This is a genomic window from Spirosoma utsteinense (assembly GCF_014282275.1).
Lineage (GTDB): Bacteria > Bacteroidota > Bacteroidia > Cytophagales > Spirosomataceae > Spirosoma > Spirosoma utsteinense.
This window is the reverse complement of sequence record NZ_VFIA01000077.1, coordinates 1-11,070: the sequence shown is the minus strand read 5'-3', so window position 1 is coordinate 11,070 and position 11,070 is coordinate 1. Positions and strand designations below refer to the sequence as shown.

The 11,070-nt window shown below is 42.1% G+C and carries 13 protein-coding genes; 7 read left to right on the top strand and 6 right to left on the bottom strand.

The annotated features are described in order from the left end of the window. Window positions 1-395: 395 nt before the first annotated feature. Window positions 396-617: a hypothetical protein gene (locus FH603_RS26850; RefSeq protein ID WP_186742208.1), complete on the bottom strand. Its 222-nt coding sequence runs from the start codon at window positions 615-617 to the stop codon at window positions 396-398. Between the two features lie 320 nt (window positions 618-937). Here FH603_RS26850 and FH603_RS26845 point away from each other — a divergent pair, with 320 nt between their 5' ends. Further along, entirely contained in the window at window positions 938-1,360 is a 423-nt protein-coding gene (locus tag FH603_RS26845; protein ID WP_186742206.1) for an rRNA adenine methyltransferase, read from the top strand. A gap of 196 nt (window positions 1,361-1,556) precedes the next feature. Continuing rightward, on the top strand, window positions 1,557-1,979 hold the full coding sequence (locus tag FH603_RS26840) for a hypothetical protein (protein WP_186742204.1): 423 nt from the start codon (window positions 1,557-1,559) through the stop codon (window positions 1,977-1,979). An 850-nt stretch (window positions 1,980-2,829) separates the two neighbouring features. Here the strand turns inward: FH603_RS26840 and FH603_RS26835 are convergent. Beyond that, entirely contained in the window at window positions 2,830-4,098 is a 1,269-nt protein-coding gene (locus FH603_RS26835) for a T9SS type A sorting domain-containing protein (RefSeq protein WP_186742202.1), read from the bottom strand. 351 nt (window positions 4,099-4,449) lie between these two features. Here FH603_RS26835 and FH603_RS26830 point away from each other — a divergent pair, with 351 nt between their 5' ends. After that, window positions 4,450-4,776 (top strand): hypothetical protein, encoded by a 327-nt coding sequence (locus tag FH603_RS26830; protein ID WP_186742200.1) that lies wholly within the window; start codon window positions 4,450-4,452, stop codon window positions 4,774-4,776. Here FH603_RS26830 and FH603_RS26825 read toward each other — a convergent pair. The 4 genes from FH603_RS26825 to FH603_RS26810 form a co-directional block, all read right to left on the bottom strand. Continuing rightward, window positions 4,773-5,003, bottom strand: a complete 231-nt coding sequence (locus FH603_RS26825) for a penta-EF hand family protein (protein WP_186742198.1) — start codon at window positions 5,001-5,003, stop codon at window positions 4,773-4,775. The two genes, FH603_RS26830 and FH603_RS26825, sit on opposite strands and share 4 nt — an antisense overlap. 157 nt (window positions 5,004-5,160) lie before the next feature. Next, a complete protein-coding gene (locus tag FH603_RS26820) occupies window positions 5,161-5,586 on the bottom strand; it encodes a hypothetical protein (protein ID WP_186742196.1) in 426 nt (141 codons plus the stop codon). Window positions 5,587-5,630: 44 nt separating this feature from the next. After that, entirely contained in the window at window positions 5,631-5,852 is a 222-nt protein-coding gene (locus FH603_RS26815; protein WP_186742194.1) for a hypothetical protein, read from the bottom strand. Beyond that, window positions 5,842-6,777 (bottom strand): replication initiation protein, encoded by a 936-nt coding sequence (locus tag FH603_RS26810; RefSeq protein ID WP_186742192.1) that lies wholly within the window; start codon window positions 6,775-6,777, stop codon window positions 5,842-5,844. Before FH603_RS26810 ends, FH603_RS26815 begins: the two co-directional genes overlap by 11 nt. Window positions 6,778-7,388: 611 nt before the next feature. On the opposite strand from FH603_RS26810, the gene FH603_RS26805 reads away from it, so the two are divergent. The 4 genes from FH603_RS26805 to FH603_RS26790 all read left to right on the top strand — a co-directional run bounded on the left by FH603_RS26805 (window position 7,389) and on the right by FH603_RS26790 (window position 10,912). Further along, on the top strand, window positions 7,389-7,832 hold the full coding sequence (locus FH603_RS26805) for a response regulator (protein WP_186742190.1): 444 nt from the start codon (window positions 7,389-7,391) through the stop codon (window positions 7,830-7,832). A 226-nt stretch (window positions 7,833-8,058) separates the two neighbouring features. Continuing rightward, entirely contained in the window at window positions 8,059-8,679 is a 621-nt protein-coding gene (locus tag FH603_RS26800; RefSeq protein ID WP_186742188.1) for a BfmA/BtgA family mobilization protein, read from the top strand. Window positions 8,680-8,732: 53 nt separating this feature from the next. Beyond that, window positions 8,733-9,611, top strand: a complete 879-nt coding sequence (locus FH603_RS26795) for a DUF5712 family protein (protein WP_186742186.1) — start codon at window positions 8,733-8,735, stop codon at window positions 9,609-9,611. Between the two features lie 497 nt (window positions 9,612-10,108). Next, the gene (locus tag FH603_RS26790; RefSeq protein ID WP_186742185.1) at window positions 10,109-10,912 is read left to right on the top strand and encodes an RHS repeat domain-containing protein; all 804 of its coding nucleotides are present in this window, start codon (window positions 10,109-10,111) and stop codon (window positions 10,910-10,912) included. Window positions 10,913-11,070: the final 158 nt, after the last annotated feature.

Sequence of the window (11,070 nt, the reverse complement as noted above, 5' to 3'; positions counted from 1 at the left end):
ACATTAGTCTGCTGTTTTTCAAGCTGTTGCAGTTCGTCAACGGTCTGGCTGATTTTAGTAGCGTAATCCATAACCAAAGATACGACTTATTGAATTTGATTTAGTATTAGTTATCTGTTCCTGACCCCGAACAGGTTCGAAGCGCTACGGCGGACCGCCCTGACCAAATTAATAAACGAAGTAAACTACAAAAGTGGAAGTGATCGAAAACTGCGGAGTATTTGCAGGTTTCCAAGAGCCGTTTTATAAGACTTCTTATGTTAATCAATTATTCCAAGATTCCACCCCCGCCAAGAGCCCTACATAAGGGCCAGATTGTACCTTGGAAAGGGGAAAGAAAAGGTGAAAGTATTATACCAGTTATACAGGATACCCGACTTGCGGATATTCAAACCTTAATGGCCAACAACAACGTACTCACTCCAGCACTTTCGGCAACGGTAGGCTTTTGTAGGAATAAACCAGGAGAAGAAACGAGCCAGGCTGGAACGGGTAATACGTTCTTCATCAATCTTGCCACATTTAGGGCATTTTATAGAAAAGGAAATGTGAAGATACAGATAGGTCAGTGCTGCTACGATAACCAACCCAGCAATAGAGTAAAAAACAAGTTTCATAGAATTCGAAAGCTAAACTGAATACATAACTAACCAACAGTGCTAGTCGTATGCTATTGATCAGATTGGACAGATATTAAAAAAGCGTTGTCTTATTAAAACGCCCGTTTCCGCAAGACAGTGCCCTAACCTGCTCCGTAGTTATTCCAGGATTGTCCAACGGTCTTAAATTGATATCTCGCAAATAAACCTCTTATTTTCAGTGTTTCAGATGAGTTTACGATACAATTTTACCATCATTTCAACGGCCTAAAACTCTATATTTACGCGAGTAGGTTAACATAATCTTCACTTATACAACAGAAAAAGATTAATAGAAAATGCCATTTGATCCTACCAATCCCGTCATTCAACTCTGTGCCAAAGGCATCGAAATAGAAGCTGAAAGTCCAGATCAAGCAAAAGGTCTCTTTTTGCAGGCGTGGAGCTTAGCCGCTACTGACGTTGAAAAGTTTACAGCCGCTCATTATTTGGCACGACATCAAGACTCAGCGACCGAAAAACTAGAGTGGGATCTGAGAGCTTTACAATTGGCACTACAAATTCAAGATGAAAGTATCACTTCTAGCTATCCATCACTGTATTTGAATGTAGGAAAAGGGTACGAAGACTTGGGCGATATAGAACAGGCAAAGCACCATTATCAACTGGCTCTTTCGTATGTCCATCATCTGCCAACTGAGGGCTACGGAAAGATGATCAAGCAAGGCGTTGAAAGCGGTTTAAAGCGGCTAATTATATAGCACTATTTCTGGCTCAAAGCGTAAGTCAGTCAATTCAGGTTCTAAGAAAAATCTCTTTACATAATCATAGTTATAGAACAGGTCTGGGAAATATGCAATATTTCAAGTATTCTAAATTTTGTAGTTTTCTAAGACATATTGTGTAAGCTATCTATAATTAATCGAACATTTTGATAATTTCAAAAAATATAAACTAATGAATAATTTTCTTCAAAACGATTTAAAAAAATGGATATTTCTTGCTTCACTCTTTGGCATCATTGTTATTATAGTTCGTTTTCAAGATGAAAATGATTTAAAAAAATTAAATGCATGTTCAAGATATTCAATTGGGTACGTAACTAGAGCAACAGTATCAAAAGTACATTATTCATATGCTTTTAAGGGAAAAGAATATAAAGGTCGTTGGAAAATAGAAGGGAAAAATTTTAAAGAAAACATGAATTTGACTATGCATACTTATAAAAAATATGAAAAGTCAAAATTTTTACTTAGGATTCAATGTGAAGATCCCACTATAGCAAAAATTGTATGGGGTAGCAATATTCCCGATTCAGTATCTAGTATCCCCTATGATGGATGGTTGTCCATTCCCCAGTGGTTTAAGAAGATAGAGTAGTAATTAAGTTTTAGCTACTATGCTACACTCAAAAAATATAATGTCTATCTTTAAAAAATATCAATTTGTTTGAACATAGCATTTTGCACTTTTACAAGTAAAGTTCTATAACTAACTTTATGTAAAGGGAATAAGTTAAGAAAGTAAGAGTATAGAAAAAATTAGTAGTTATAAAAACTTACATATTCCAAGCTATTGAATTTCGCACCATTTCATCTGCTTCTACGGTGCTAATGGCCAATACTTCCATTAGTACTTTGATGGTACCAGTTTGACTGATTCCTGTTCTCTTAAGCTCAGCGATGGAGCTCTCAACACTGTCAGTTTGCTTAAATACTTGCCAGAATAGAGCAATAGCGTCTTCGATTACATTAGAGGAGTACAATAGTACATAAGTAGCAATATGTTAAATAGAAGCAATTATGGGGCTAAAAAATGGAGAGATAAAGTAGTGTCAGTACATTCATATTTATGTATTCGATTAAGATTATACCACGAGTAATCAACTTTAATAAATTCCTGATTAAAAGCCCAAGTGGAGTCTTCACTACACAGCTTTTCTGAGTCGACTATATAAATCCGAATCAATGTAATCTGTTCGAGTTCGATCAACTCTTGTAGATTGCTGGCTAGAATCTCACCAATTGTTGGCATGAAGATATATTTTAAGACACTGGGAATAAAGTACCTACTTGACCATGTATTAAGATTACTTCCTGTTGTATAAGTGTCTTTATGTTAATAAACTTTCCCAAGATCACACCCCCCATAACAGCCACTAGCAAGAGCCACTGAATAGCCCCCTATCAGATGGGCCAATGCGCCCTCTTTTCATGCAAAGAAACTGTAACTACTCGATCAACAAACGGTGCTGCCGGGACTGACCTCTTTCTTCTACAGTTATTATGTATAGTCCCACTGTTGGCTGGTCGATTAACCTAAGCGTAATAGATTGGCTAGTCGCAGCTATTTTCCGAAAAGAAACAGCGCGTCCATCGACTCGGGATAACGTTAAGATGGCAGAATCGGGCTCATCTAACAGAACGGTAAATTGACCATTTCGTGTAACAGGATTAGGCCGTATTTGATAGGGACTATCTCTCAGTACAACCGAGATTATAGGATAGCTCGTGCGCTTTCCTGATACATCAATCTGAGTTAAGCGATAATAGCTGGTTCCAGCGTAGGGCAATTTGTCAAGTAGCTGATAGTTCTTTATGCCTTGATCATTTGTTTCCTGTCGGCTAACTTCTCCTACTGGCTCAAAACCAGTTAAGTTCTTACTACGCTCAACCAAAAAGCTTTTGTTATCCCTCTCTAAACTGGTCATCCAGTTTAGTTGCACGGTCTGGTCCGGCAGCGGTTTTGCCGTAAAGGAAATCAATGTAACGGGTAGCGGTCCCCTGGCAACAGTAAGATTGAACGTATCGGCTATTGAATACGGATCTTGAAAAGCCGGATACTTTGTAGCAACTATTGTAACCGGAAATGTACCGGCCAAGGTAGGTGTGCCACTTAAGATAGCGTAGGCGAGTGGAGAAGGTTTGCTGAGATCAATCGGAGTATCTGCTGGTCCTGGGGGGAGGGCGTAATTGTCAAATAGTTTAATGCCGGGAGGGAGGCCATAGACTCTATATTTAAATCCAGCCCGATAGTCATAGCCGTTATCATGACTGACTAAATACTGTCCTACATCCAGCGAAGCCAATGGTTCATTCAGGTTTGCTGTAACGTCCGGTATGGGTGCTTTGAGGAAAACAGGATCAATAGGTGTAATGACTATGGGCGTGCACGTAACTAGTGTCAACCCCCTGCTTATAGTAACCCCACTTTGGGTTGCTTCAATAATAGCGTACCTAGCCCCGGTATTAGGCTGTTGATATGATGCATTGACATCGGCAATACCCGTGCTACTGGTTGGGGAAGACAAGGTGACGCCCGTTGCTGAATACGTGATCGTCGTTCCATCTCCTCCCACTGGATTGAAGTCAACGAAGCCTCCCGATCGGCATAAAAATATGGGGTCGAGGGATAGGGGTGACTGGGCTAAAAGAGGGAGGCTTAAGAGTGACAAACTGAGAAACCAACCGATTGTGCTAAGGATACAGATTTGTTTCATACTCGCTCTATTTTTCTGAAAAAGTATTGAAACAGAGCGAACTACTATAAATGTGAGTGATAGCGGCACCTCAATAATGACGTGAGGAAAAGTAAACAAGCCAGTCAAGTACTCAACATATTTGTTGCCAAGATGTATGATTTTATTGTTGTATAATCGATCTTATGTAAAGTAAGACACTTTGTAAGACAGACTATCAGGTATGTAAGACAAAATGTTTGATTTGTAAGACACTCAATTCTTGTGTAAGACAAGACTGGTTTTGTGTAAGACATTTTTTCGGTTTTGTCTTACAAACTCATTTTCTACCAAATTTTTGTTAATTATGTGTCTTACAAATGTAAGACACGAATGCAGGCTGAATCTCAGGGTGCTGATATACGACCAGATCCAATCCCTAAAAGCAATGGTCCTGTAACTTGGTCGATTCGAGGAGTTGAGCGGGATACGCGTTCTATTATTGAGAAGGCCGCTGAAAGAGCTGGTAAAACAATGGGGCAGTACATCAATGAAGATGTCCGCAGCCTGGTACAAACCCAGCTCACCCAATCTCAATTACCGGCTGCTCCGATTGATATACAGAATCAGATAGACCATTTGACTAAAATGGTAGAAGGTATCGCTGAACGAATGCCAGAAAAAGGTAAGAAATCGTTTTGGCAACGCTTATTCAACTAAATGCTACGACTTGTTAAAATCTCGTTTTTGACCTCTTCAAAAGGTCGAGTTGGTTCATTCCGTCGCTCTACCGCATCAAGGATGTCAAGGAGTTCGTAAGCATCTTGGGCTTGCGAATTACCAGCCAACACGTCGTTTAATTCCCTGACCGATTCTTCTAATTCCTTCAGGAACAAGGTTTTCGAGTTGATCATGTCTACTGTAGAAACTTTACGCTGATTACTCATAAATGGCTTATTTGATGACCTATAAGCCACTTTGTGATGAAATTAGGCTTTCATTGGCACTATTTCGCCAGCTTCATTCTTCGTGTACCAAACTCCATCCATACGGAACCAAGGACCTTTATCAGATAAGGGAGTGGATACATGAGATGGCGCAGTTTTATTGGCCGTACTTCTGCTGGGTCGTTTGGGCGAACTGCTGATAGTCAATGATGTGTCGGCTTTCATAAGTAATATACGTTGATAAGATAACGGCAAATAAGACCGAACGATTCTCTATCCGGCGTTCCAAGGTGAAAATAGTCAAATAGTAGTTCGTCTGCCAATACGAAATGGCTTGATATTTATTTAATGACTTGGGTACTGGACTAACAAGCACATTACCTGATAGCATGCGGGCTACATCCGCAAACCTCAGATTGTGGACCCGTTCTTTAGCATTGATCTTTACCGAATCTGCTCGATAGTTCTCCATGAAGTGGTCACAATTCGCGGTTTGCCAGAAAATCTCGGCTCGTTCGGCTTCACTATCAAAGGGTAAGGGTAAAGGTATGGTTGTATTCTTAGGTAAATGATTGGATTTCAATATAGTTATGATATAAAGTCAATCTAATTGATTATCGATTTGCTTCACTTACCATCAGCGGTCGCTTGACGTTCTTGGTCTAAGGCTTCGTCCATACGTCGATTTTCTTCATCGGTAAAACCCAAATCTGGTATCATGAATGGCTCTTTTGGGCAGACCTCATCTAGAAATCGTTTTACTCCCCAGCGACGAATGTCTTTAGGGTTATAGCTATTCGCTCCCGGCTGTATAGGTGGAATGGGTTCAAGTGGTTCTTTATTCTCCATTTCTGTTCTCTTTTGTCGTTTGTAAACCGAATACTTTGGCGGTATAGCTGCCGATGTTCTTCACTTTGCCATCAGCTGCTTTTGCTTGGATATCATAAAGCTGCCGGTTTATAGTCTCTATAGAGTGTAAAGCTAGTACCTGATCAGCTTGATCCGCTCGTAGTCGAAATTGCTTTACCAGCCGTTCGTGTAAAGACGATGTTTGAACCGGTTCGATCTTTGCTTGGTAGAATACTTCAAATTGGACTTCAGTTACAGGCTTACGCCCTCTGCCTGGTCGGTCACCATAAATAGGCTTATAATTGAATGATACGTCTGTATGGCCGTTGATTTCCTTGGCTGCTACATCTAGAATATTTTTCTGAAATTTAGTCCAGTCAGGATAGCTATCCTTGCCAGTCTTTTGATCAATTATGCAAAGCATGGTCTTAAGCTCTATTAGGTCACGTCGGAACGTCTTATCCTTCATGTTTTTGTACATGCATAATAGCTCATATACTCGCTTAGCATAGGCCGAGTTAAGCGAAATTGCAGCAACCAGCTGCATTTTTGTAAACCGCTGATTTAGATCAATATAATAAGGGCGTACTTTCTGAGAAAGCTCTAGTTCGATTACACCTGTTCCTTTCTTATATTCAGCTGACGCGATAAATGTTGCCTGTAATAGGTTACCGTTAGGTAGCGTAGTTTCAAATACACGGGTCATCAATTTGCGGCTTGCTTGTTTGTAAGCTTCAAACATAAGTTCTTTCGATCCTGCAATTTCAGCCATTTCCTTAACTGAAACTTGATACATCTTTGTTGGGGGATCATCCTTTTTCACTTGGGCAACTACCATGTACAATAGGTTCTTCTCAGCCTCTGACATCTCATAGCGAGCAACCGTTAGAACATTGTCTTGCCAAATCTCTATAGCCTTCTTCATTATACCTAATAGCAATTGATTCTGAGGCAAATATAAAAACGAATATATAAAACACAATTACTTTTATTTGTAAGTGTTTATTGCCGATCAAACCTGTGTTTATTAAGCCTGTTTCACCGATCAAACCTGTGTTTATTAAGCCTGTTTCACCGATCAAACCTGTGTTTATTACCGATCAAACCTGTGTTTATTAAAGTTATCCACAGTCTAATTAACTGTAAATCTGACAGTTATAAGCCCTATTTTCCTCTTACAAGTGTTTAACAAGTGATATTTGATAATACACAAGCACTTGTTGTAAAAAAAGTGCCTTGAAAAACGGCATTTAAGGTAGCTGACGCGACCGCAAAATGAACTATCGAGAATCTGCTAATGAGCCGATCAAAAATCAAATTGGAAAGGGAAAAAGAAAGCAAAAAACTAAAGAGAGCAGAGGGGGTGGCAACTATAAATTTAGTTCATGTCGTAAAATTCCTGAGTTCTGGACCGGATATCCGATGCTGCAAGGCCTCAGTCTCAAGTAGTAAATACGGCGTCGCAGATTTCACTAAAGGCGTAATGATTAATAACAATACGTTGTTGACCTGACATCTCCTCCTCCTGCTAAGCCTATGTCTCAATTCCTCATATTACTTGTCGATGATGATACTGAACTCCTCCAAATTGTAAGCAGTGCAGCCGAGCACAGTTTTCCCGAAGCTTCCTTCCTTCAAATCACAAGTGCTTCAAAAGCGGAAGAGTACATCAACGAGTTAGACGGCAAAGGGCCAAAATTGATTTTACTAGATATTAATCTGAAAGCTGACCCTGATGGGTTCGCGTTTCTAGATTTTCTCGCCGCACATCCCGTTGCGTGTTCCATCCCGGTTGTTATGCTCACTGTAAGTGAGTTACTGGATGACATTAAACACGCTTACTTATCAGGGGCTAATGCTTTTACTACCAAGCCTTTCAGCTACGAAGAGTGGAAAGAGTATCTAGGGAATTTAAGAACCTACTGGTTTAAGACGATTACCTTAGCTCCGATCCGCTTTAGGAAAGATCGACCCACTTAAAATGAAGATGGCTGACGCGTGTGTAAGCGCAGTGCGGTCTTTTTAAAGAGCAAGCGGGAATTACGCTGCGCGATAATTCGTGCTTGCTCACGAGGTTTATGACTTGATAATCAATTAGTTAATAAATAGTTATAATATTAGTTAGTAAGCAAAAAGTATATTTTTAGCAATAAATGCCTTATTGTAGCCTATAAAAGATATTTCTAGTATATTCTAGTGCTTAATTATGGATGTGAAAGCCAATAAGTCAGTTCGGTTCGGCGGCGATACTGATCTGAAATTCAGCAAGTTAAGTGATAAACTAGGTCGCAGTAAGCAAGAGCTGTTCGGCCAGATGGTGGACTATTTTTACAAATCCCAGAAGGATCCGGGCGATCTCAACGACGAATTGCTCAAGAAAGAACTGGGTCAAGGCATCAATCGGATCATTTCCTTTATCAAAACCCAGGAAAAGGAAGCCCTCACTCCCATGATGGCTGATCTGGCTCAATTGCAGCGGGGGCTGAGTCAACTCAGCCAGCAGCCCAGCCGCTTCTTTCACATGAATGAGGAGCAGAAAGTAGATGGGTTTTTTGCCGTTACCCAACGGCGACAGATAAAAGAGCATCAGGATGTGCAGGCAAAGCAAGCCGAAATAGCCCAGACGCTTACAGATTTGCTCGCAGAGACAAAATCTCACCAAAAACAGGTACGAGTACAGCTGGAGGAAAAGAAGGGCTTAAAAGCCAAGTTTATGGCTATCCTCGATCACTATGCCTTGCAGCGAGAAGCCTTGAATGCCATCACTCAGGGACGGCTCATCAAGGAACTCAAGGACAACGCCCACACCCAGGTCAACAATCTGTAATTGTTTATCCCCTTGGCTTCGGCCCCGCGGTGGCGTACCACTCCGATCCAACTATGCCCCATATCAACATTACAGCCAGCAGTACAGGCAGCAACGCCGGCAGTTGTGGCCAGCTCGTGGAGTACTTAGAGAAAGAAAACAACCTGAAGGCCGAGCATAAAGCTGAGTTGTGGTTCAATCAGGGTCGGGACGATCTGCGGCCTTACGAGGTACGACAGGGTATCGACAGTAACACGGCTAAACTCAAACAGCACGAGGCCAAGTTTTATCTGGTCAACATCAGTCCCAGCCAGAAAGAACTGGCTCACCTGGGTAACGACCCCCAGCAGCTCAAAGAGTACGCCCGAGGGGTGATGGCCGAATACGCAGCCAACTTCCAGAAGGGACTAGGCCCCGATGATGTGAAATGGTACGGTAAGGTGGAGTATAACCGGGGCTACAAGTGGACCGATCCGGCAGTGCAACAGGGCCTGAGTCAACGGGGCGAGTTGAAGGCGGGCCCGCAACTGCACATACAGATCATTGTGAGCCGCAAAGACATGCAGAACCAGCGACTGCTAAGTCCACTCACCAACCATCGAGGACAGGGCAAAAGTGAAGCGCATGGTCACAAGTTCGGCCAGTTTAACCGGGTCGAGTTCAAGGAGCGCAGCGAACGAGCTTTTGATACCCAGCTGAACTACCGCCGGGATTTAGAGGAGAGTTTCCGGTATCAGAATACCATGAGCAACGGCACCGCCCAGGAACGGGCCGCTATGACACTGGAACTACGTGATACGCAGCACGAGCGCCAGCAGCAACTAGCCGCTGATCTACGTCGGGCTGAAGAGCTACGGCTGGAGCAAGCCCAGAAAGTAGAGCTGAGCCACCAGCGAGAATTAAGTATTCAGCAAGAACAGAGGAGTAACCGGGGCATGAGCCTAGGGATGTAACAAATTATTTCCCTATAACTCACTCACCTTTTGTCAGCTTGAACGATAAATGTCCCAAACGGAACATAAATAGTCTCCTTCTGACCAAAGAGTGTGAAAAAGCAGCAGGATTTTTGAGCAAGAGCTGGATTGAGTAATCCAAGTAGCCAGGCTCACCGGCAGTAACACGCCTAAGTAAAGTACAACGCCCGGCCCCTCGTAGGAGGAGACCGGGCGTTGTGTTATTTTGAGATGTGTTTTATAATGAATGTTATGTTAGTCGGTTATTCCCCGAAACCGGACAGAACGGCAGACCAGCCGCTTTCCCCAGAAAATACAACGAGGTTACTTATTCCCCTTTCCAAGTAGCAGCTATACTCAAGAATTGACCTTTTTATAGATGTGCCGTATGTTAATCAACTATTCCAAGACCTAACCCCCATAGGAGCAACTAAAAAGGCCCAAAACACCGACTTTGAAATTAATTGTCTTTACTTACTTCTATCTTATTTCAAGCCATGAAATTCAGCTTCACCCAATGCCTGCTTACTTGCTGGGCAATTATCAGCTTAAGTGGTTGCCAGGACCACAAAACCGAACCAGGGACTCAACGGTTGCGGCTCAAACGAATCATCCAGCAAACCTCTCAACTCTATTTCTCCTACTCATTTACTTACAACGGTGACAATAAGATTGCCAGCTACAGCATTCATAATGGGTTTGATCAGCGCGCTGAAAACGCTCCGGGCCCAATCACAACGTTACAATATGACGCCCAAGGTCGGCTGCTAGAAGCGATAACTCAGCCATTGGCGGATTTTGGCAATGGCAGCAAACGAACTTATCAATACAATAGCGTAGGAAATCTAACATCAGCTAGCTACTACAATGCTCGCATGCCGGGGTCTGGCTATGGGTTAGCGTATGTCTATCAGGTCGGTTATGATGCCACTAATTCACCCAACAAAATCACTGCTGAAGGTTATTTGGAGACAGGTGAAAAGGCCGTATCAGCGCTAAACTTATACACATACAGTGGTGGTAATGTGACGAAACAGGAGGTTATCTACTCCGCCCCAAACAATACCTTAACGGAAACCTATCAATACGATGACAAAGCAAACCCTTACTATGGGCTAGCACCAGTCATAGGTCTTGGCGGTCAACGAGTTGATCCCATCTATTTAAGTAAGAACAACCCGATTGATGATTTAACTAAAGTCGAGTATGACAGCAATGGACTGTTAGTCAAACGAGTTGTTGCTTTAAGCAGTAACCCTTCTGTTCAAACCACGTATACCTACGAATACGAATCTTACTAGATCTAACTAAGAAGGCCAGTTGTAACATAATGTGTTATGGCTGGCCTTCTTATACTAATTCAAAATCATAAAGACGCATTCAGAATGTAGGGAAAGCAAGTCAACTCGATGACTGTCTGCCGACCCGTGAATAACGCTTCAAGAACAGCCCGCAAACG

Coding starts and splice junctions, on each gene's coding strand:
- FH603_RS26805 (WP_186742190.1), top strand. CDS start 7,389: ATGTCTCAATTCCTCATATTACTTGTCGATGATGATACTGAACTCCTC.
- FH603_RS26810 (WP_186742192.1), bottom strand. CDS start 6,777: ATGAAGAAGGCTATAGAGATTTGGCAAGACAATGTTCTAACGGTTGCT.
- FH603_RS26790 (WP_186742185.1), top strand. CDS start 10,109: ATGAAATTCAGCTTCACCCAATGCCTGCTTACTTGCTGGGCAATTATC.
- FH603_RS26815 (WP_186742194.1), bottom strand. CDS start 5,852: ATGGAGAATAAAGAACCACTTGAACCCATTCCACCTATACAGCCGGGA.
- FH603_RS26795 (WP_186742186.1), top strand. CDS start 8,733: ATGCCCCATATCAACATTACAGCCAGCAGTACAGGCAGCAACGCCGGC.
- FH603_RS26800 (WP_186742188.1), top strand. CDS start 8,059: ATGGATGTGAAAGCCAATAAGTCAGTTCGGTTCGGCGGCGATACTGAT.
- FH603_RS26835 (WP_186742202.1), bottom strand. CDS start 4,098: ATGAAACAAATCTGTATCCTTAGCACAATCGGTTGGTTTCTCAGTTTG.
- FH603_RS26840 (WP_186742204.1), top strand. CDS start 1,557: ATGAATAATTTTCTTCAAAACGATTTAAAAAAATGGATATTTCTTGCT.
- FH603_RS26850 (WP_186742208.1), bottom strand. CDS start 617: ATGAAACTTGTTTTTTACTCTATTGCTGGGTTGGTTATCGTAGCAGCA.
- FH603_RS26830 (WP_186742200.1), top strand. CDS start 4,450: ATGCAGGCTGAATCTCAGGGTGCTGATATACGACCAGATCCAATCCCT.
- FH603_RS26845 (WP_186742206.1), top strand. CDS start 938: ATGCCATTTGATCCTACCAATCCCGTCATTCAACTCTGTGCCAAAGGC.
- FH603_RS26825 (WP_186742198.1), bottom strand. CDS start 5,003: ATGAGTAATCAGCGTAAAGTTTCTACAGTAGACATGATCAACTCGAAA.